The sequence below is a fragment of the Mesorhizobium sp. M0923 genome (genome assembly GCF_040319365.1).
GTDB lineage: Bacteria > Pseudomonadota > Alphaproteobacteria > Rhizobiales > Rhizobiaceae > Mesorhizobium.
Window position 1 is genome coordinate 48374 of record NZ_JAMYNW010000020.1, and the last position, 20045, is coordinate 68418.

The 20045-nt window shown below is 60.2% G+C and carries 23 protein-coding genes and 5 pseudogenes; 13 read left to right on the top strand and 15 right to left on the bottom strand.

Annotation, left to right across the window (positions count from 1 at the left end; genetic code table 11):
- Positions 1-2: 2 nt before the first annotated feature.
- Positions 3-644, top strand: a complete 642-nt coding sequence (locus NKH89_RS27290) for an inorganic diphosphatase (protein ID WP_352452002.1) — start codon at positions 3-5, stop codon at positions 642-644.
- A 124-nt stretch (positions 645-768) separates the two neighbouring features.
- Here NKH89_RS27290 and NKH89_RS27295 read toward each other — a convergent pair whose 3' ends face one another.
- Both NKH89_RS27295 and NKH89_RS27300 read right to left on the bottom strand, forming a co-directional pair.
- On the bottom strand, positions 769-1098 hold the full coding sequence (locus tag NKH89_RS27295) for a hypothetical protein (RefSeq protein WP_352452001.1): 330 nt from the start codon (positions 1096-1098) through the stop codon (positions 769-771).
- A gap of 270 nt (positions 1099-1368) precedes the next feature.
- A complete protein-coding gene (locus tag NKH89_RS27300) occupies positions 1369-1935 on the bottom strand; it encodes a hypothetical protein (RefSeq protein WP_352452000.1) in 567 nt (188 codons plus the stop codon).
- 226 nt (positions 1936-2161) lie between these two features.
- Between NKH89_RS27300 and tatB the strand changes: the two genes are divergently transcribed.
- The 3 genes from tatB to NKH89_RS27315 all read left to right on the top strand — a co-directional run bounded on the left by tatB (position 2162) and on the right by NKH89_RS27315 (position 4530).
- The gene (tatB, locus tag NKH89_RS27305; protein ID WP_023680209.1) at positions 2162-2530 is read left to right on the top strand and encodes a Sec-independent protein translocase protein TatB; all 369 of its coding nucleotides are present in this window, start codon (positions 2162-2164) and stop codon (positions 2528-2530) included.
- Entirely contained in the window at positions 2505-3437 is a 933-nt protein-coding gene (locus NKH89_RS27310; RefSeq protein WP_352451999.1) for a CDP-diacylglycerol diphosphatase, read from the top strand. The genes tatB and NKH89_RS27310 overlap by 26 nt, the downstream gene beginning before the upstream one ends.
- Before the next feature lie 265 nt (positions 3438-3702).
- Entirely contained in the window at positions 3703-4530 is an 828-nt protein-coding gene (locus tag NKH89_RS27315; RefSeq protein ID WP_352452071.1) for an undecaprenyl-diphosphate phosphatase, read from the top strand.
- 2 nt (positions 4531-4532) lie between these two features.
- Here NKH89_RS27315 and NKH89_RS27320 read toward each other — a convergent pair whose 3' ends face one another.
- Genes NKH89_RS27320 through NKH89_RS27330 form a run of 3 tightly spaced genes read right to left on the bottom strand, consistent with a single transcriptional unit; the run spans position 4533 to position 5161 of the window.
- A complete protein-coding gene (locus NKH89_RS27320; RefSeq protein ID WP_352451998.1) occupies positions 4533-4706 on the bottom strand; it encodes a transglutaminase-like cysteine peptidase in 174 nt (57 codons plus the stop codon).
- Entirely contained in the window at positions 4678-4866 is a 189-nt protein-coding gene (locus NKH89_RS27325; RefSeq protein WP_352452070.1) for a transglutaminase-like cysteine peptidase, read from the bottom strand. Before NKH89_RS27325 ends, NKH89_RS27320 begins: the two co-directional genes overlap by 29 nt.
- Positions 4850-5161 carry a transglutaminase-like cysteine peptidase gene (locus NKH89_RS27330; RefSeq protein WP_352451997.1) on the bottom strand — a complete coding sequence of 104 codons (312 nt, stop codon included), beginning with the start codon at positions 5159-5161 and terminating at the stop codon, positions 4850-4852. The genes NKH89_RS27325 and NKH89_RS27330 overlap by 17 nt, the downstream gene beginning before the upstream one ends.
- Between NKH89_RS27330 and NKH89_RS27335 the strand changes: the two are divergent.
- From NKH89_RS27335 to NKH89_RS27355, 5 genes and pseudogenes are all read left to right on the top strand, one after another.
- Positions 5153-5490 (top strand): annotated as a pseudogene (locus tag NKH89_RS27335) (transglutaminase-like cysteine peptidase). The gene NKH89_RS27330 and the pseudogene NKH89_RS27335 overlap by 9 nt on opposite strands.
- Positions 5491-5680: 190 nt before the next feature.
- Positions 5681-6631, top strand: a complete 951-nt coding sequence (locus tag NKH89_RS27340; RefSeq protein WP_502896191.1) for a DUF1402 family protein — start codon at positions 5681-5683, stop codon at positions 6629-6631.
- Positions 6632-6971: 340 nt separating this feature from the next.
- Entirely contained in the window at positions 6972-8096 is a 1125-nt protein-coding gene (locus NKH89_RS27345) for a DUF2333 family protein (RefSeq protein WP_352451995.1), read from the top strand.
- A 135-nt stretch (positions 8097-8231) separates the two neighbouring features.
- On the top strand, positions 8232-8390 hold the full coding sequence (locus NKH89_RS27350) for a hypothetical protein (RefSeq protein WP_352451994.1): 159 nt from the start codon (positions 8232-8234) through the stop codon (positions 8388-8390).
- Between the two features lie 177 nt (positions 8391-8567).
- Positions 8568-9038: pseudogene (locus NKH89_RS27355) on the top strand (Tn3 family transposase); the annotation flags it as partial.
- 11 nt (positions 9039-9049) lie between these two features.
- Here NKH89_RS27355 and NKH89_RS27360 read toward each other — a convergent pair.
- The 4 genes from NKH89_RS27360 to tnpA form a co-directional block, all read right to left on the bottom strand.
- The gene (locus tag NKH89_RS27360) at positions 9050-9580 is read right to left on the bottom strand and encodes a UPF0149 family protein (protein ID WP_352466299.1); all 531 of its coding nucleotides are present in this window, start codon (positions 9578-9580) and stop codon (positions 9050-9052) included.
- Positions 9581-9651: 71 nt separating this feature from the next.
- A complete protein-coding gene (gene tnpC / locus NKH89_RS27365; protein ID WP_352466298.1) occupies positions 9652-11226 on the bottom strand; it encodes an IS66 family transposase in 1575 nt (524 codons plus the stop codon).
- A gap of 48 nt (positions 11227-11274) precedes the next feature.
- Positions 11275-11628: an IS66 family insertion sequence element accessory protein TnpB gene (gene tnpB, locus NKH89_RS27370; protein ID WP_352466297.1), complete on the bottom strand. Its 354-nt coding sequence runs from the start codon at positions 11626-11628 to the stop codon at positions 11275-11277.
- On the bottom strand, positions 11625-12092 hold the full coding sequence (gene tnpA, locus NKH89_RS27375; RefSeq protein ID WP_352466296.1) for an IS66-like element accessory protein TnpA: 468 nt from the start codon (positions 12090-12092) through the stop codon (positions 11625-11627). Before tnpA ends, tnpB begins: the two co-directional genes overlap by 4 nt.
- Positions 12093-12230: 138 nt before the next feature.
- On the opposite strand from tnpA, the pseudogene NKH89_RS27380 reads away from it, so the two are divergent.
- The 4 genes and pseudogenes from NKH89_RS27380 (at position 12231) to NKH89_RS27395 (ending at position 15445) form a co-directional block, all read left to right on the top strand.
- Positions 12231-12884 (top strand): annotated as a pseudogene (locus NKH89_RS27380) (Tn3 family transposase).
- Entirely contained in the window at positions 12848-12994 is a 147-nt protein-coding gene (locus NKH89_RS27385; RefSeq protein WP_280952151.1) for a hypothetical protein, read from the top strand. The pseudogene NKH89_RS27380 and the gene NKH89_RS27385 overlap by 37 nt, the downstream one beginning before the upstream one ends.
- A gap of 58 nt (positions 12995-13052) precedes the next feature.
- A pseudogene (locus NKH89_RS27390) lies at positions 13053-13343 on the top strand (ABC transporter permease subunit); the annotation flags it as partial.
- A 281-nt stretch (positions 13344-13624) separates the two neighbouring features.
- Entirely contained in the window at positions 13625-15445 is a 1821-nt protein-coding gene (locus tag NKH89_RS27395; protein ID WP_352515814.1) for a heavy metal translocating P-type ATPase, read from the top strand.
- Positions 15446-15611: 166 nt separating this feature from the next.
- Here the strand turns inward: NKH89_RS27395 and NKH89_RS27400 are convergent, their stop codons facing one another.
- The 6 genes and pseudogenes from NKH89_RS27400 to NKH89_RS27430 all read right to left on the bottom strand — a co-directional run bounded on the left by NKH89_RS27400 (position 15612) and on the right by NKH89_RS27430 (position 19984).
- Positions 15612-16214 carry a sulfotransferase family protein gene (locus tag NKH89_RS27400; RefSeq protein ID WP_352466294.1) on the bottom strand — a complete coding sequence of 201 codons (603 nt, stop codon included), beginning with the start codon at positions 16212-16214 and terminating at the stop codon, positions 15612-15614.
- Between the two features lie 177 nt (positions 16215-16391).
- A complete protein-coding gene (locus NKH89_RS27405) occupies positions 16392-16538 on the bottom strand; it encodes a hypothetical protein (protein WP_352453916.1) in 147 nt (48 codons plus the stop codon).
- A gap of 296 nt (positions 16539-16834) precedes the next feature.
- Positions 16835-17875 carry a sulfate/molybdate ABC transporter ATP-binding protein gene (locus NKH89_RS27415; RefSeq protein ID WP_352466293.1) on the bottom strand — a complete coding sequence of 347 codons (1041 nt, stop codon included), beginning with the start codon at positions 17873-17875 and terminating at the stop codon, positions 16835-16837.
- Between the two features lie 131 nt (positions 17876-18006).
- Positions 18007-18165 (bottom strand): hypothetical protein, encoded by a 159-nt coding sequence (locus NKH89_RS27420; RefSeq protein WP_352466292.1) that lies wholly within the window; start codon positions 18163-18165, stop codon positions 18007-18009.
- A 47-nt stretch (positions 18166-18212) separates the two neighbouring features.
- Positions 18213-18959: pseudogene (gene cysT / locus NKH89_RS27425) on the bottom strand (sulfate ABC transporter permease subunit CysT); the annotation flags it as partial.
- Positions 18956-19984 (bottom strand): sulfate ABC transporter substrate-binding protein, encoded by a 1029-nt coding sequence (locus tag NKH89_RS27430; protein ID WP_352453290.1) that lies wholly within the window; start codon positions 19982-19984, stop codon positions 18956-18958. The pseudogene cysT and the gene NKH89_RS27430, both read right to left, overlap by 4 nt.
- Between the last annotated feature and the right edge of the window lie 61 nt (positions 19985-20045).

Sequence of the window (20045 nt, forward strand, 5' to 3'; positions counted from 1 at the left end):
GGATGCAGGGCGCCCTGCCCGTCCAACCTCTGGAGACAACCATGCGCGCTTTGCCGACTGTCATGGCGCTTGCGGCCCTGCTGGGCACGCAGCCCGCTTTCGCCGAATTCGTCACAGCTTTCGATTTTCCGCAGCCGAAAGACACCAGCGAATTTTACACGGTTATCGAGATTCCGGCGGGAAGCATCACCAAATATGAGATCGATGCCGAGACAGGCCATGTCGTCGTCGATCGATATCAGTCCATGCCGGTCGTCTATCCGGCCAACTATGGTTCCGTTACCAGTTCGTTGGGCGGCGACGGCGACCCGTTGGATGCGCTTGTCTTCACCCGGGAACCCGTTGTGCCCGGTGCTCTGATCAAAGTCCGCGCCATCGGCGTGCTCAACATGGTCGACGGCGGCGAAGCGGATGACAAGATCATCGCTGTGCCGGCTACGGATATCGATCCGCAATATGACGGGGTCAAGACCATCGATGATCTTCCGGCCATCGAACGACAGCGCATCGAGGCATTCTTTCGAGTTTACAAGCAGCTACCTGAAGGCCGCAAGGCCGTTGAGCTGAACGGCTTTGGTGGCGCCAACGTCGCCATCGACATGGTTGGCAAAGCCATTGAAAGCTACCGGAACAAGAAGGACTGACAGGAAAGCAGAATCTCAACAGGAAGCTCATCCATAGGGCTGGTTCCTAGCGGTGTTGGAACACCGCTAGGGTATGCGTTGGGCTTGCGTCGCACTGTTGGATGCGCGCAAACTGCGCTTCGCTTTAGCTCCGGGCGTTTGCTGTTGATAAAGCCAAATCGTTGGCTTTATCTCCGCCTTCGCCTGGTTTCTGCTCGTCCCCTTTGACAGGCAAGCCAAACGGCGCCGTCGCCTCGGGGCATCCATCCTGAATTTTTTTCCATGACGAAATGTTGAGAACCATGTCGCACTGCGCGAGTTCAGGACCTGACGGCAATTGCAGACAAGCGATTTCGCCGTGATGGAAAATGTGGCCGTTGGCGAGGCACTGGCATTCGGCCCGCGCGGGCGTTGCAGCGAGCGCCGCGAAAACCAGAATGTAAGAGGCCGGGATCGTCCTCATGCGCAAGATCATAGCACGATCCGGAACTGTCGCTAGTGTGAACGCTTCACAAGTAACTCGGCGGAGAACTCGTACCGCGGGCGCTCACGATCCTCAATCGTCGTTCGCGTCGGGTTTTGCCCTGTTGTCCGTATTTTGTGGCCCGAATCAAAGGCACGGCCAAGCGACCAAAATGACCAGCAAATCCATCGGCATGCCGCGCCCAACGACACCTGCCAAACTGCCGGCATGCATGACGAGCAGCGTTGTTCGAACCGACGGCCGCGATGATGCGCGACACGTTCAGGTTGAGGGAATGCGCGGGTCCTGAACGAGATAGAGCCGCGCAGTCGGCGTGAAATCAGTCACCAGGAATGAGAACGAAACCGTGCTCAGCGGATCGACCTCGCCTTTCCGGAACAGAAGATGGTCATAAGGTTCGAATTCACGACTGAATTCGGCGAAACTATCGGACCGAATTGCATCCGTTTCGCGGCGCGCCTGGTCGAACGAAAGCCCGTCGCTGGAATCGCTTGGCTGGTTGAGAATCTCCTGCAACTCGAACTCGAATTCGACCCAGGCGTGACCGCTGTTGTTGAGGGCAACGATCCTTAGGGAAATGAACCCGGTGGCATAGTTGCCGGAGGCACCGAATGGCTGAACCGGCCGGATGGCGCGTATGGTGAGGGTTACCGGGCTTGCCGACTCGAGTTCCTCGGTGATCACGACGGGATCGGCCCTTGTTCCGGCTCCCGAAGCGGCAATGATCCGGAATCCGCCGAGTTCGTCGGAAAAGGAGTAGGCGCCTGCTTCAAATATTCTGGGCCTTGTGCCATCGGCTCCAGCGAGGAGTCCGCTTGCTGCGAGCACGGTTGCGAATATCCCTACCAGACGTGCGCCTGATATTCGGGTTGACGAGTGGTGCCACATGGCTCGAAGTATGAACGACATTCCCGCGGCCGCATACTGGAATGGCTCAGGCGAGAGGCTATGATGGTTGGATTTGGCGCCGTAGGTCGAGGCATTCAACCGGATCGGTCGCCACAAACCAGCGGAGAGGTTGTCGCTGCCGGCGATTGCGCGAGAGGACGTACCGATGTTCGGACTTGGCATGACCCACCTGTTGGTTATCTTCGTGGTGGCGCTGGTTGTTTTCGGCCCGGAGGAGCTTCCAAAAGTCATGCGATCGGCGGGGGCAATGATGAAGACATTCAATCGGATTGCGGGCGATTTTCGAAAGCAGTTTGACGACGCCGTACGTCAAGCCGAGAAGGAACTCGACCTGCAGGAAACCCGCTCGATGCTTCAGAATGCGATGGAGGACGTGCCGCGAAGCGCTGACAAGGCCATAGTAGGGAAGGACAGCAATCTCGATCCGGCCGCTGAGCGGGGCGCAGAATCTGAACTGACATCGGTCACGGCCAAGGATGCGAGGTTTAATGCCGAAACGTCATCAAACCAGTGATCGGGCAGAAGAGCAGTCGCCCATCGGAACCATCGCGAGGCTCCCAGCCGCTCCACCTTCACCGTTTCGGTTTCGCCGACTGCGCGCCGGGACTCAAAACCTCATCTCGGGCATTCCCCTCGCTGTAAAATCCCTTCACAGGTTACCATTGTTCCACCACTGCCGTGCTGCAGCCGTGCTCTGTTTGACAATCGCGTTGCTGACTGCGGCGGTCACCGACGTCGGCTCCGCTTCAGCGCATCGCAACGCGCTCTGGCAGGTTGTGCAGACCTGCGCTCTTGCCGCAGCGCATCTTGGCAGCGCTTTCCCCTGCGAGGAAGTGATCCTGCCCAGGCAGGGCGTGCCTGGATCAGCTCTCATTAAATCACCCCGATACCGGACCGAGTTTCTGTTGACGCCACTTACGGCTGTTGCCGGCCTTGAAAGCCCGTCTGTCCGTTGGCAGGGCAGTTCCCAACTCTGGAATCGGGCATGGAAAGCACGAAGCAAGGTCTCGGCGAGCCTCGGACGTCACCTTCCACGAACGGCCATCGCCATGGCTGTGAATTCCAGGACTGAGCGATCCCAGGATCAGTTCCACATCCATATCGATTGCGTTGCGGTGTCGGTGGAAAAGAAACTTGTCCTGAAGGGGCCGAAGGTGGAAGGTCCGTGGCAGCTTCTCCCTTTGGCTCTGATGGGGAAACGCTATTGGATCAAGGCAGTCGACAAGCCGGATTTGGAAACGACCAACGTAGTCGGCATCATCGCTTCCGGCCTGCCGCAGGCCCGGGGCGCCATGCATCACGTAAATGTCGTCGTCGTTGGCGCCGAACTCGCCGGCGCAAGACCGGGATTTTACATCCTGACCAATTGGGAAAGCTCAGCGGCCGAGCGCCTTTTGGATCACGACTGCACCTCGCGTTGAGCGCCCACGAGGCAACGGGCGAAGCAATGGCCGCACCCGGACACTCGACGGAAGTCTCAAAGCAGTCTTCGCGGAATGGTATCCGGGCATGGCAAACGACAATCCAAGACCCGATCAGCGCAGCAAAGCTGCGTGACCGCCCCACAGTTCCTCATGCTCTCCTATCTGCAGGCCCGCACCGGCTAACGTCGGCTCTTCGACGATCCGATGAAGCGACAGCCCGAGACGAGCTGCGCACCACGCAAAGGAAGTGCAATTGGCTGAAATCGGGTGGAGCGAGGCGGCGATCCTAGGAGTGGTTCAAGGACTGACGGAATTTCTTCCGATCTCCTCAAGCGCGCATTTGCGGATCGTTGGTGAATTCCTGCCACCGGCCGGCGATCCCGGCGCCGCATTTACCGCCATTACGCAGATCGGGACCGAGATCGCGGCCCTGATCTATTTCCGCCATGACATCATCTGCATCATCGCCACATGGCTGCGTTCCCTGGCCGGCCGCCGTGAACGGCTGGACCCGGATGCCCGCATGGGATGGCTGGTGATCATAGGGACCCTGCCGATCGGCATCCTAGGACTATTGCTGAAGAACCTGATCGAAGGTCCGGCCCGCAACCTCTATCTCACGGCAACCATGTTGATCGTCTTCGCGCTGGTTCTCGCGGCCGCCGACCGGCTGGGCGCCAAGCGCAAGGCTTTGCGCGATCTGGGCTGGCGGGACGGCCTTCTGTTCGGCGCCGCCCAGGCGATGGCCCTCATCCCGGGCGTTTCGCGATCGGGAGACACTATAAGCGCCGGACTGCTGATGGCTTACACGCGAGAGGCCGCCGCCAGGTATTCGTTCCTGCTGGCGATACTTGCCGTGCTCGCCTCAGGCTTCTTCCAGCTCTATGCGAGTTGGGGGGCAGACAGTCCGGTCGGCGCCGGTCCGACCGCGCTGGCCACCCTGCTGTCCTTCGCGGTCGGCTATGTCGCGATCGTGGGTTTTCTGAAGCTAGTCTCGACGCGCAGCTACATACCCTTCGTCTATTATCGGATCGGGCTCGGCGCCTCGATATTTCTGCTTCTTGGCGCCGGTCTCCTGTCAGCGTCCTGAGATTATTTCGTGCCGCTGACGAGAATGTTCTGTTGGGATTCGATCGCTTCCCAATGGCCGGAGTTGGATCGCGACTGGCGCTTCAGGTAGGTATATCCGGTGTCCGACCACAGCAGGACCTTCGGCTCCAGATTGTCGAGAATGAAGTCACCGGCGGTCGTGTTGACGCTCAGCATCGCGTGCCCCTCGCCGCTCGACTGCCTGACCACCGTTATCCAAAAGGTTTTGCGGGGGCACGCCCTGTCTCATCAGTTCGCGACGTTTTTCCAGCACGATGTCGTCGCAGTCGCCAAATCCCTTATAGGGATACTCCCATTTCTCATCGACACCGGGTATCTATGTCCGTCATGGCCATGATCGTCGTGTTGGCCCTGTTGTTGATTTCGATCAGCGTCTCACACAAGGAGCGGGTCAGTTCGACGGGCTTCGGGTCGCGCGTGACGATCGAGCAATCATCGCGATAGTTCCGACAGTATTCGTAATGACCGATCGCTGCGTTGTCCGTCCGTTTGTTCGCATGAATGTGAGCTGCCCTGCATTCGCCGAGCATGACCGATGACTTTTGCGATCGCTCGTAGGCGTCAACGTATCCGTAAACCACCGCGTCAAGCCAGTGAGCGACATGGAACACAATGGAGTTCCAGAATATTGGTCCTATCCTGACGATAATCTGGGTGATTGCGAGGATTATGCACTGGAAAATCGGCGAACGCTGATGCGAAAGGCCTTCGCGTCTCCAGTCTGCTCTTGACGGCAGTGCGCAAGTCCGATGGCGAAGGGCACGCTGTATTGGCGGTTCGAACCGACAAGGGCGATTTCATTCTCGATAATCTGACCAATAGGGTTCGTCCCTGGTACGAGACGAACTATCACTACCTGAAGCGCCAAGCGGAATACAACACGAGACGGTGGGTTTCCATCTTAAGCGAAGACAATCTTCTCGTCGGCGCGCTTAGGTAACGCGATGCCGAACATTTTTTCCAGCGTCCTTGCATCCGAACACCTTGCCGGCTCGCAAAACCTCCGCCTCTCTGTTATAGGCTCGAAAGCACACTGCCATGACCATATGACGGCACACCCTGCATCCCTTCACGGAGCCGGAGGCTGCCAACGGAGCCTCATGCCAACAGCCAAGCTGCAGCCCTTTTTGATGACGGTGACGATCGTTGCACCTTGTGTCGGAACGGCCCCAGCCGTGGCGCAGACTGTCACAGTCGTCCCGACGGGCAATCGTCTTGCCGAGCAACCGGTGATCCCAAGAGCGTCCGCGCTTCGTTCCAAGGCATTCAACACGACGTACGAGGAGAAGTATCGGGCCATAACCGCCTTGATACGGGACGACCGCAAGCTCGTCGGCAAGATCAGGAAGGCGGCGCTCGCCTATGGCATCGATCCGATCCACATCGTCGCGGCTCTCGTCGGAGAGCACACCTACAATATCAGCGTGGTCGACTCGGTTCAGACCTATTACGTCAAGGCGCTCGCCTATGCCGATCTGAAGTTCTCCTTCAGCTACAGGGGCACTCCGGTCCAGTCATTCGTCCAGCGGCCCGAATTCGCATCCTGCGCTTCTCTCGAAAGCAGCGCGCTGATTTGGAGCTGCCGTGACCAGGTCTGGGAAGAGACATTCCGGGGTCGCAAGGTCGATGGCGTCGACTACGAACCCATCACGTTCCAGCGGGCCTTCTTCCAACCCTTCTATGCGGGGCAGACCTTCGGCCTGGGACAGATAAGCCCGCTTGCAGCCCTGCAGGTCACAGACATGGTCAGCCGGGTCAGCAAGCTTCCCCGATTGTCGCCCGATCGCCCGCAGGCGATCTATCGCGACGTCATGGATCCTGATCGCAGTCTTGTTTACATCGCCGCGATCATCCGGGATTCGATCGATGCCTATCGGGAACAGGGGTTCGATATATCCGGTAATCCCGGAATCACCGCCACGCTCTACAATGTTGGCCAGCCGCGCAGACGTGCACGTGAGTTGAGGCAAGCCGTGACCGACAAGACCGGCCGCACCCTGCCCGTCGAGAACTATTACGGCTGGCTCATCAACGACAGGCTCGAAGAACTCAAGGCGCTTCTCACCGATGGCACGAAATGATCGTGGTTGGTGGCCGGACACTCGCGAACCTGCGTCGGATGGCAGGACAGATTTATGCCGGAAAAGCTGGCTGTCATGAGACCAATTCCGCTTGCATTTGGCGAACATCTATCGACATCAGATGGAAGCAAACAGTGCACTCAAGCGAACTCATAAAGCGCGCCGGAATTGCCGGTCGCGTGCAAGATGGCCAAGCGAGGTATCGTGTGTCGATTACCATGCGGCTCCAAACTGAGAATGGCTTACCCAGCGCGACGTTCTGAAAATCACATATTTGAAAGACAAGGTGGCGTTTGGCATGCGCCTCTACGGCTTGACTGACTGAGGGGGTGACATCGCCATGCTTGATCCGATCGTGAATTTCTTCACCCGGATTTTCCAGTGGATCGGCCGCGGCATCGGCTTAGCCATCGGCGTCATCCTGTGGCCGTTCGTGTGGGCCGGGCGTTGGTATACGCAGCGCGGCTGGATCCTGAAGGCAGTGGTCGGCCTGGCGCTGCTGATGCTGATCGGCCTCTACGCCAATTTCTTCTACGCCACCCAGTGGTGGAACAATTTCAACCCGAACTATCCCGACACCTATATATTCGAGAAGCGCAACCTGTCGGCCGGCGAGCAGGTCGCCGCCGGTGCCAGCACCGACGCCGCCAGGACCTGTGGCAATTCGGCGATCGCCCAGTTGGCGGCCGACCTGACCGACTTCAACGTCAACCAGAATGCCTGGGTGTCGTCGATGATCCTCTACAAGCTCGGCCTGTTCGGCATCGACTGGGACCACACGCCGTTCATGGACAACAAGGCGTCGTTCCAGCGCGGCATCAACCAGGCGGTGCGGCGCACGGCGACCGAGCTTGCCGACAATCTCGGCCGCGTGCGCACCACCTCGCAGATCGACGCCGACCTGCAGGACGCGCGCGGCAATCTGCAGTTCGATGAGGAAACCTGGTATTTCGGCCTGAACCCGTTCGGGCCGAAGACGCCGACGCCGAGCTACTATCGCGACGCGGTGCGCAAGCTGCGCGCCTTCAACGCCCGGCTGGAAACCTGCCAGACGGTGTTCGATGCCCGCGCTGACAATCTCAAGCAGTATATCGACCGCATCTCGTCCGACATCGGTTCGACCTCGGCGATCCTCAAGGAGCGCGCTGAGCACTACAACAATGGCTGGTTCGATTTCCGCGCCGACGATCGCTTCTGGTTCGCCTATGGCCAGCTCTATGCCTATTACGGGCTGATGAAAGGCGCCGAGGCCGATTTCGAGGACGTGATCAACGAAAAGCACCTGCAGAGCCTGTGGGACACGATGGACTCGCAGTTCGTCTCGGCGCTGCGCATCCAGCCCTTCATCATCGCCAATGGCCGCGAGGATGGCTGGCTGTTGCCGAATCACCTAACGACAATTGGCTTCTACATGTTGCGCGTGCGCTCGAACCTGGTCGAGATCAGCAACGTTCTTGCGCAGTAACTCGGTGGATGAAGCGCTCGAGGGCATCGAGGCATTGGGACCGGTAACTTCTCTGGGGTGAGCGCGGCCACGATTTGTTAGCGCCGACTGGGCCATCACCGTTACTTTGTTTAAGGCGGCGGCGATGGCGGTGGAATGGACGATCACGATCGAGAGCAGGAACGAATTCGGCGATGTCGAAACGAGGTCCGGATCGACAAAAGCGATGAGCGTCCGCGTGGCGGAGACCTTGACCTGTCGATCAAAGATGGCAAGAAGATCATGGCCGCCCTGCAAACAGTGGTCGCGACCTAGGAGGCGAAAACCTACACCCTGTTTCGACGGGTCTGTCCGGATTGCCACAATTTTCGGCCGGTCAAGGACTATACGACGCGTCGAATTCAAACGGTGTTCGGCACAGTGGAGGTTCGCAATCCCCGCTGGGTGTTGTGCCGGGATTGCCATCCAGGGATGGACGCCGCATCCAATGGTATCGAGGTTCCCGACCTGTTGAGGGAAGTGCATGAATGGACCGGCTTTGCGGATACCTTCACGCATGTTCGCACCGGCGACGTCCCAAGAGATGTCTCGGCCATGCTGGCCGGCGTACTGGCGGATGCGACCAACCTTGGTCCGAAACGGATGGCCAGCGCGTCCAAAGGCATCAGCGCTCACCAGATCAGTTGGATGAGAACCTTCCATGCACGGTCGGAGACCTACCGCGCGGCGCAGGCCTGCGTGACGGACGCCCACACCCGCCATCCGCATTCTCGCCTTTGGGGCAATGGCACGACGTCATCATCTGACGGCCAATTCTTCCGCGCGAGCGACCGAGCCGCAAAGCGCGGCGACATCAATCTGCATTACGGCAGCGAACCCGGCTCAAAGTTCTACAGCCACCTTTCCGATCAGTACGGCTACTTTGTAAGCGTCACGAGCACCGCACGACTGTCCTTGCTTGACAGAGGCAGGATTCAGATGCGGGCCGCTTTGACCCGCTTGGGCATGAAGTACGAGCGGATGGCGACGACCGCCTTTGCAACGGCTGCGACGCCCGCGTCGTCGAGACGGGAGTTCAGCCCCGTTGTATCCCGGATCGGGGCGATGATGTCGCCGGTCTTGGCATGGCCGTGGAGAACGGGGCGCCAGAGCCTTGTGGCGTAGCCGGTGGCAAGCAGGAAGGCGGTCGACCATTCGAAGGCGTCGAATGTGCCGTCCTGCTGTCGCGCAAGGCGCGGACGCCAGGTCTCCGGCGTTTCGCCGAGCCCGACCGAGATCCGGTTATAGTTGGCAACCAGCGTCTGAACGGCGAGCGCCTCGGTTGTACCTTCGAGCGCCATCAACGCTTGCTCGCCTGCAAACAAAGGAATCCATTGGCGCGGGTCGATAAAGCGCGGACCGATGATGAGCGCAGTCAGATAGCCGTCGAGCCCATCCATGCCGAAGACCGGCGGATGCGGCCGCTGCTTGTGCAGGAACGTCTCGAAGGCCGCATCGTCCAGCATCGGGCGCGAAGGCGCAATCGAGGACGCCGCAGCGGGCCGAGCGGCGACGGGCCCCCTTGACCGACGAGCGATCATGCCGCCACACGCTCCAGTTGGCCCCGTGCTTCCCGGTCCGCCTTCCAATTCCACGGCAAGAGCTCGTCGAGCCGATTGACCGGAATGAAACCCGAGACGATCTGCTCGAGCACGTCGGCGAGCCAGGTTTCGGGATCGAGACCATTGAGCCGTGCCGAGTTGACCAGTGATGCCAGCACCGCCCATGTCTCGCCACCGCGAGCGGATCCGGCAAAGAGGCTATTCTTCCTCGTCAGGCAAACTGGTTTGAGCGAACGCTCGACAACGTTGCTGTCGACTTCGATCCGGCCGTCCTCGAGGAAGGCGATCAGCCCATGCCAATGCGCCAGCGTGTAGGCAATGGCCTTGCCGAGCGACGACTTGGCCGAGACCTCATCGATCAGCATCTCCAACTGCTCCTTCAGTGCCGCCATGAGCGGAGCGCTCTCGGCCTTGCGCACCGACAGGCGCTGCTCGGCGCTCATGCCGCGGATGCATTCCTCGATCCGGTAGATCTCGGCAATAGCGGCGACCACCGCCAGCGCCTCGCTCGAGCCCGTCGTCTTGACCACCTCGACGAACTTGCGCCGAGCATGGGCCAGACAAAAGGCAAGCTGCAAGGGTGCGATATTGCTCTTGCGCCGCCGCTTCGCCAGGCTCTTGTAGGCCGCATAGCCATCGACCTGCAGAATGCCGTCGAATGTTGAAAGCTGTGCCTCGATCTCTCCGGTTCCCCGGCTTTCTGCAAACACATAGCCGACTGCCGGCGGTGCCGGTCCCTGCCAGGGACGATCATCGACGGCCTGCGCCCACAACTGGCAGACTTTCGTCCGCTTGCGTCCCGGATCAAGTCGCGGCAGAGGCGTTTCGTCACAAAACACCCGCGGCTGCGAGCGGATGAAGGCAAGCAGGCGATCGTAAAGCGGCCTCAGCCACCAGGCGGCCCGTCCGACCCAGCCGCCGAGCGTGCCACGGTCGAGATTGATGCCGTAACCCGAGAAGATCTGCGACTGGCGATAGAGAGGAAGATGCCAGGCGAACTTGGAGACGACCACATGCGCCATCAGCGCCGTCGTCGCCATGCCCCCGTCCATTACTCGCGCTCGCGCCGGCGCCTGGACGACATGGGCCTCACAGGCCCGGCAGGCGTATTTGGGCCGGATCGTGCGGATCACGCGTAGCAGTGCCGGAACGATATCGAGGGCCTCACTGACATCCTCGCCGATGCGATGGAGGGGAAGTTCGCAACACGAGCAGACCGCGCTCTGCGGCTCGATCACTTCCTCGCAGCGCGGCAGATGCTTCGGCAGGGCACCCATGTTGCGCGACGCCGACCGGTGCTTGCGTCGCGGCCGATCCTTGTCTTCGACGGCATCGTCGTTGGCCGCGGCCGGCACCTCGCAGAGGTCACCGAGATCGAGCGCGATCTGCACCGGATCGAGCACGGCCAGCTTCTCCGATTTTACCCCGAAGATCATCTGCCGAAGCAGATCGGCATAGACGCGCAGCTCCGCGTTCTCGGCTTTAAGAGCCAGAACCATTCTCTGCAATTCGGCAGGATCCGATGGCAACGAATCAGGGCGGGGCGACATGATCAACCCTACCAGGCGACCCCGAATCTTCAAGCAAATCCAGTCACTTCACGCCGCTCTGACCGGTCTTTTGACGTGTTTCTTCGCCACCCTCGTCCAGTCGAGGCCAGCCACCAGAAGGGCGAACTCCTCGCGCGTCAGCCGGACCTGGCCGTCGCGGATCGGCGGCCAGGTGAAGCGCCCCGATTCGAGCCATTTCGAGGCCAGAACCATGCCGCTTCCGTCCCAAAAAAGAAGGCGCAATCTGTCGCCGCGCTTGGGGCGGAAGACAAAGACGTCACCGCAATAGGGATCGGCTGCAAGAGCCGAGGCGACCAGGGCAACAAGGCCATTGATGCCGCGGCGGAAGTCGACCGGCTGCGTCGCCACCACCACCTTCACGTCGCCGGCTAGCGCAATCACTGCGGCACACGCAAGGCACCCACGATGGCGGCCGCCAGGGCCGGATCGACCGAACCCGTCAGGACGAGGCGGCTTTCACCGATCTCGAGCTCGATCCGACCGGTCGACCTGGGCGCCTCCTTATTCCGTGCGTCACTATGCTCGAGCTGTCGCTCCTCGCCCGCGATCGTAATTGGCACAAACTGCAGGGCTGGCGTCGTCTCCGCAGCCGCTTTCGCCTGCACCAGCCCCACGTGCCGTCGCCAGACCGAAAGAAGACCTCGATTGATCCCCCAACGCCGCGCGACAGCCGAGATGTTGGCGCCCGGCTCCGCGCTTTCCGCAACAATCCGCGCCTTCTCCGCCGGCGTCCAGCTGCGCCGTTTCCGCCGGCCTGTGATCACCTCGACCCGGCGATAGTGACCCTCTTCATGCCTGCCTTGATGACTGTCTTGATGACTGGCATCAGGGTCCTCCCACTCCATGCGCCTGCGCTCCTCGCTGCCGCAAATCAGGCGGCAAATCTCCCCAGTGCATAGCCCTCAGGCAAGATGGGGTGCTCGTCACGCTCACGCTACTTTAGCATTCTGCCCATCAGTCCGACCGAAAGTGAGGCTGCTTATGTGCTCGATGGGCTATTCGATCAGGACACGGTCCTCGACATCCAGGAACACTTTACCGATAGGGGTGGCGCGAGTGATCACATCTTCGGTCTGTTCGCCCTCATAGGCAAACGCTTCGCGCCGCGACTGCGCAACCTCAAGGACCGGAAGTTCCACACGTTCGAGAAAGGCGATGCATACCCGGCGCTGTCGAACCACATCGGGGCGCCGATCAACACCACCCTGATCCTCGAGCACTGGGATGATCTCCTCCATCTGGCGGCGTCGATCACCACGCGATCCGTAGTGCCGGCCACGATCCTGAAGAAACTATCCGCATCTCCGAAGGAAAGCCAACTCGCACGAGCGCTACGGGACTCGGCCGGGTCGAGCGATCGCTGTTCATGATCGAATGGTACTCAAGTTCGGCGGCGTTGCCAGGCCGGCCTCAACAAGGGTGAGGCTGCGCATAAGCTGAAGCGCGCCGTTTTCTTCCACGAGCGTGGTGAAATCCGTGACCGGTCCTTCGAAAGCCAGGCGTTCCGCGCCTCCGGCCTCAACCTCGTCGTCAGTGCGATCGTAGGAATGCGGTCTATATCGAACGGGCCCTTACCTACTTACGCAAAACGCATCGCGAGATTCCGGATCATCTGCTCAAGCACGTATCGCGGCTGAGTTGGGAGCACATCAACCTGACCGGCATCTACACCTGGGATGCAGAACATCAGATGCCTGAAGGATTCCGTTCGCTCAGACTTCCGGCTCGGTTACGCCACGCCGCATGACGTTCATGCTCCGTTCGACGTTAGCGTGTCGCTGGGAACGGTTCTTGTTCCGACCCCCTACTCGCTGGGTTACACAAGCAGCCAACTGTTCCGACGGGTCCTATTTCCCCAGGTGGCCCTCACGGCAATTCCCGAGCTGACCACCTCGATGATGGTCATCATGAAGGCGCTTTCACTCGGATTCGCCATCGAGGTCGTCGATATCTTCGCGCAGTCCCAACTGATCGCCGCGCTGAACTTCTACTACCTCGAAGCCTTTGTGATTGCCGTCGTGATCTACATGGTGATCGCCTATGTCGTCATACAGATCGCCGACAGGCTGGAGCAATCCCTCCGGGTGTGGACGTGAGGCATGCATGTGGGACAGGATCGCCAAGCTTCGGGATTACTCTCGTCACGGTAGGGGCCGCCGACCGTCGCGCGCGCTGGGCGCGCTATTTCTCATCGCCGTTGGCCTCTATGTCGGATACCATGGCTGGACAGGACTATCCGCCGCGGGGGCCTGATGCGCTCATGCTTCAACTCAAGACCGCAATCCGAGATAGCGAGCCAATCATGAAATCCGAGACAGCAGCCACCGAAAGCGTTGAGCCGGCGCCTAAGACGGTTCCATCGGGTTGGCGAGTGTTGATGACGCGCGAACGCTGGACCGAAGTCGCGCGCATCATTTTTACCGGCTTGATGGCGTTGCTGTATTGGCAGCAGCTCATTCCAATACAAGCCTTGTGGGTGGCGGTTGCCATCGGCTTGTATCCGCTTGTCAAAACCGGCGCCGTTGATCTCGTAAAAGAGCGCAAGATCGGTACCGAAATATTCGTCACCATTGCCACGGTGGTGGCGCTGAGCGGAGGCGAGACCGTCGCCGGCGCGGTCCTCATGGTGATCATTTTGATCGCGGAGTTCATCGCCGATCTGAATATGGAACGAGCGCGAGCCTCGATCAAAGACCTGATCGGCTCAGTGCCGCAGGTGGCGCTTGTGCGGGACGCAGGTGGCGAACGCATGGTCCCGATCGAGAATTTGCGCGCGGGCGACGTTGTCTTGGTGCGGGCCGGCGAGAAGATCCCGGTCGACGGCACCGTCGTCGGTGGAGCGGCTTCGGTCAACGAAGCATCGATCACAGGAGAGAGCATTCCCAAGGACAAGAGCGATGGCGCCGATGTCTTTGCCGGAACCATCGTCGAATCCGGCGCCCTCGACATCGAGACCGAGAAGGTTGGTGCCGACACCACCTTTGCCCGCATCATCAGTCTGGTCGAGAATGCCGAAGCGGAAAAGGCACCCGTCCAGAAACTGGCGGATAAGGTCGCGTCATGGCTGATCCCGGTCGTGCTGATCTTCCTCGTTGCGGTTTATACCCGCGACGTTCGGATGATCGTCACTCTGCTGATTTTCACATCACCTGCCGAACTCGGATTGGCGACTCCTCTGGTGATTATCGCAGCCATTGCGCGAGCCGCACGCAGTGGAATTCTGGTCAAGGGGGGCGTCTATCTGGAGTCTTTGGCCAAGGTCGACGTCCTGGTGTTCGACAAGACAGGCACCCTGACGGCGAACAAGCCCGAGGTTGTCGGCGTGGAGATGCAGGACGGCACGCTTTCGGAAGCTGATCTGATCAGCCTTGCCGCCGCCGCCGATCGGCGCTCCGCTCACCCCTTGGCGAAAGCGGTCGTCAACTATGCCGCCCGGATGAAAATCGATGTCCCGGAACCGGAGCAGTACGAGCAGTTGCAGGCGCGCGGTGTGAAGGCGACGGTCTCCGGACGCACCGTGCTGGTCGGGAATGCATTGTTGTTGCGCGAGGCCGGCGTGCCGCTTTCCGATGCGATCGAAAAGGGCGGACAGACGCCGGTTCACGTCGCGGTCGATGGGAAATTCGCTGGCGTGATTTTTATTGCCGACACATTGCGACCAGGTGCGCGCGAAGCGCTGGCAAAGCTCCGTGCAACCGGGGTCAAGCGCATGGTGATGGTGACGGGTGACAATGAGGCCACAGCGCGGACCATCGCCAACGAGCTCGGCGTGGATGAAGTGCGTGCCAATCTGATGCCGCAGGACAAGGTCGCCGCCATCGCCGAATTGCAAAAGCAGGGCCATCGCGTGGCGATGGTCGGCGACGGGATCAACGACGCGCCGGCGCTGGCACGCGCCGATGTCGGCATTGCGATGGGGGGCGGCGGCACGCAGGCAGCGCTGGAAGCCGCCGACATCGCATTGATGAAGGATGACCTGGCAAGAATTGTCAGCGCCCGCGCGATTGCGCGACGCGCTTACCGGACAATTCAGGAGAATATCTTCGTCGGCGTTGGTGTTGTGCATGTTTTGGGCATTACCGCAGCGCTGATGGGCTGGATCGGTCCTATCCAGGCAGCGATTTTGCACTTGGGGCCAGATGTCCTGGTGTTCCTGAATTCGGCAAAACTGCTGCGCGTTCGAATCCAAGATGTTTAAGCGCATCTCTTTGAAGCCTAAGGCTTCGAACCGAACTAGCCAAAGCGGTCATTCGATTCGTCCGATCGGATGACTGCTACTGGCGCATGTGGTCGGTTGGCGCGTTCATAGATCAGATTGCCTGATGAGGCTCGGGAAGGTCCGGCCGGGGGTGGAAAACCGCCGTTCAGCGCCCTATGCGAGCACGAAATTCGGCAGTCGAATTGGTGCGTGGAAACGGTTCGGAAGGCAACTGTACATCGAGAAAGGCACAAAGCGGCTCCCATCCTTCGGAGACTTGATACGTGAGAAGGCGTTCAGGCGGCAGCGTTGATTTCACGGAAGCGTTATGTGCTTCATAGACAGCGATTGCGTGATCACGGTTATCAAATCGACCGCCAAAGACAGCGTTTCCAACCACCGCCACACCAAAGGACTGTGGATCATTGGTAGCAGCATCCATCGTGAGCCCTATTGTTTGCGCCATGCTGTCATACCAGGCTTCCGGGTCACGAACTGTCAGGATAACCTTTGCATGAGGGTAGTGGTCACTCACTTGGCGCCAAAAATGCGCCGTTGGCCAATCGACCGCGGAAAGATAGCCGGCATATGCCGCATCCCAGGTCGGGAGTTGTCCCTGGCCGGCGGCGCGCCACAGCGCCTTCTGCTCGGGATTGGCGTGGACATCTGCCATGTGATGACACGGCCCGAACCCAAGATGCTCCAACGCGAGCTTCAGCGAATATGTGCCAGTGCGACCCATGCCTGCACCAATGACATCTAGAGCCATGAGCACCCCAAGGAGATTTCAATCGGTCAAAATACCGCTGTTTTCTTTAATTCGCTATATCTTTGAAGGTCAGCTCCGAATCGCGTCAAGCCGTAGCGCGCGAAGGTCAGTATTGGAGAAGCGCCGGGAATGGTGGCTCCTGGCGCCGCTGTGGCGAAGACGCGTGGATCGACACCACTATCCGCTGACGCAGCGCTTGCTCCGGTCGATGACGTGGATGCCCATCAAAGGATGGGAGACAACCGACAGCGAGTTTCCGCCGGGAACGTGATCGCGGTCCACCAAAGCCATCTTGAACGGCAAGGCCGTGCAGACCTGCTCCATCAGGCTGCTCGACGTATACCGCGCGACATTCGAGCAGCGTGGACACAAGCTGGCAAGGCACGGGTTAGGCGCCGCGCTGTTGCAAGACACCGTTCTGCGCACGCGTTACGCCGCGACGACCTCGGGATTCGCGGCCTTCTTGTTCATGCCATATCGGACGAAGCGAAAGCCTTCTACGAGCACTACGGCTTTGCGGCTTCCCCGAAAAATCCGATGACCCTTGCGCTCTCGCTAAGGCGCGTTGAAAGAGCGGGCCGAAACGTCTTGTTGTGCACAAGTTGGTAATCGCCTCGTAATCAACCAGCCGGAAAAAGCTTCCAGCGCCGCGGCCTAAAAGCCACTCGAGTTTTCTGCGCCGCCGGATGGTCGACGGGCAATTCGATCTCGACCCGCTGGCGTTCGCCGCCGATTTCGAGCTCGACCCGCCTGGTGCCGGCGACGCGGCGGCTGGCGGCGACCGTGCCGGCGATGCAGCCGTTGCATTCGTCCACCAGTTCGACATCGTGCGGGCGAAAGAACAATGTCGCTTCGCCTTGCGGTGCGTGCGGCGCGGAGAGCCCGATCGGGCGGTCGGCGATCCAGACCTGGCCGTCCTCGACCTTGACCGGGATCGAGCTCGATTCGCCGATAAAGCCATAAACGAAGGGCGAGTTCGGGGTATCGTAGATCTCGTCGGCGGTGCCGACCTGCTCGATGCGGCCCTGGCTTATCACCACGACGCGGTCGGCAAGCTCCAGCGCCTCTTCCTGGTCATGGGTGACAAAGACCGTGGTATGGCCGGTGGCGTCGTGGATGTCGCGCAGCCAGCGGCGCAGTTCGCGGCGCACCTGGGCATCGAGCGCGCCGAACGGCTCGTCGAGCAAAAGCACGGCCGGTTCGATCGCCATGGCGCGGGCCAGCGCCACGCGCTGGCGCTGGCCCCCCGAAAGCTGCGCCGGATAGCGTTTTTCCAGACCGGAAAGCTGGACGAGGTTGAGAAGTTCCAAGGCGCGGCGGCGGATTTCCTTCGCCGACGGGCGTGACGGCCCGTGCCGGACCTTGAGTCCGAAGCCGATATTGTCGGCGACCGTCATATGGCGAAACAGCGCGTAGTGCTGGAAGACGAAGCCGACATTGCGCTCCTGAATCGACTTTTGAGAGGCATCCTCTTCGCCGAAGAAGATCTTTCCGCGGGTCGGCCGCTCCAAGCCGGCAATCAGCCTGAGCAGCGTCGTCTTGCCGGAACCGGAAGGTCCCAGCAGGGCGATCAGTTCTCCCGACTTGATGTCGAGCGAAACGTCGCGGAGGGCCGGAAACCGCTCAAACTCCTTGCGCACGTTGGCAACGCGAACTTCCATGCAAATCCCTTTTGTAGTTGATGCATGCCGTTATCCCAAAACCGGTTCCCACTTTTGGGCGACATCAAATCTTTGTTTTATGCATGTCGTTGTCCAAAAACCGCTACACACTTTTGGGCGACATGCATTTGTCAGTGTCCGCGCGTCGCGGCGATCTCGGCGCCGTAGCGCATCTCGAGAAGTGTTTTCAAGACCAGCGTGACGAGCGCCAGGCCGGCAAGCAGCGAAGCGACGGCAAAGGCGGCGGCGGCATTGTACTCGTTATAAAGGATTTCAACATGCAGCGGCATGGTGTTGGTTAGCCCGCGTATGTGGCCCGACACGACCGAGATGGCGCGATGACGATCAGAAGCGGCGCGATCTCGGATTTGAACGGCAGGTTGCCGGCGATGAAGATGACGGAACCGTACTCGCCGACGCCGCGCGCGAAGGCCAGCGCGAAACCGGTGACGATGGCCGGCGCCAGTCCGGGAAGCAGAACGCGGCTGATGATCTGGAAGCGATTGGCGCCGAGCGTTGCGGCCACTTCCTCCACCTCCTTGTCGATCTCCTCCATGATCGGCTGCACGGTACGAACGACGAAAGGCAGGCCGATAAAGATCAACGCGATGACGATGCCAAGCGGCGTATACGCGACCTTGATGCCGAGCGGCATCAGCAGGCTTCCGATCCAGCCGTTCGGTGCGTAAAGCGTGGTCAGTGCGATGCCGGCCACCGCTGTCGGCAGCGCGAAGGGCAGGTCGACCATGGCATCGGCGATGCGGCGGCCTGGAAAGCTGTAGCGCACCAGCACCCACGCGACGATCGTGCCGAAGACGACGTTGACAGCGGCGGCAATGAAGGCGGTGCCGAAGCTGATTTCAAGCGCGTTGATGGTGCGGCGATCGGTGACGATCGCCCAGAAGTCGGTCCAGCCGAGCGCCGCCGAGCGCCAGATCAGCCCGGACAGCGGAATGAGGAGGGTGAGGAAGGCAAGCGAGAAGCCGAGCGTCAATCCGAAACCCGGAATGACGCTCGGCTGTCTGAACCGCCACCCCGCCTTGGCGGGCGTGCTGTGGTCATGTCGTCCTGATCTAAATGCTATTGGGCCGGCTTATAGATCTGGTCAAATATACCACCGTCGCCGAAATGGTAAGGCTGCGCCTTCATCCATCCGCCGAAAATTGGATCGTCGATGCTGATCCGCTTGATTTCCGGCAGTTTGGCGAGATCCTCCGCAGGCACCAGGTCGGGCTTCGCCGGACGGTAGTGGTTCTTGGCGATGATCGTCTGGCCTTCCTTGGAATAGAGATAGCCCAGATAGGCTTCGGCAACTTTCCGTGTGCCCTTGGCATCGACATTGGCGTCGACAACGGCGACCGGCGGCTCGGCCAGGATCGAGGTCGGCGGGATGACGATTTCGAACTGATCGGCGCCGAACTCGTCCAGCGCCAGATAGGCCTCGTTTTCCCAGGCGATCAGCACGTCGCCCAGGCCCTTTTGCGCGAAGGTCACGGTCGAGCCACGCGCGCCGGTGTCAAGCACCGGAACATGGGAATAGAGGTTGCCGACGAATTCCTTGGTCTTGGCTTCATCGCCGCCATCGTTGGTGTTGGCCCAGGCCCAGGCCGCGAGGTAGGCCCACCGGCCACCACCGGAGGTCTTGGGATTGGACGTGATCACCTGGACGCTGTCCTTTGTGAGATCGCCAAAATCGTGAATGCCCTTGGGGTTGCCTTTGCGGACGAGGAGGACAATGGTCGAGGTATAAGGCGCCGAATTGTTCTCGAACTTCGTCCGCCAGTCGGGATTGATCTTCTTCGTTTTCGAGACGATCGCGTCGATGTCGCCTTGCAGCCCCAGCGTCACCACGTCGGCGTCGAGGCCGTCGATTACCGCGCGAGCCTGAGCGCCCGATCCCCCATGCGACTGCTGGACGGCGACGGTCTCGCCGGTCTCGGACTTCCAGTGGGCGGTGAAAGCCTCATCGAATTGCTTGTAGAGCTCACGCGTCGGGTCATAGGACACGTTGAGAATGGTGGTATCGGCAAACGCGAAACCGAGCGTGCCGAACTGGACAGATGTGGCGACCAGTGCGCCGAGCAGTTTCATGAAATGAGGTTTGGTCATTTCCGCCTCCGTTGAACTCGCGTCAAATCTACCGAATTGATAGAATTTAGATCAATGTTGC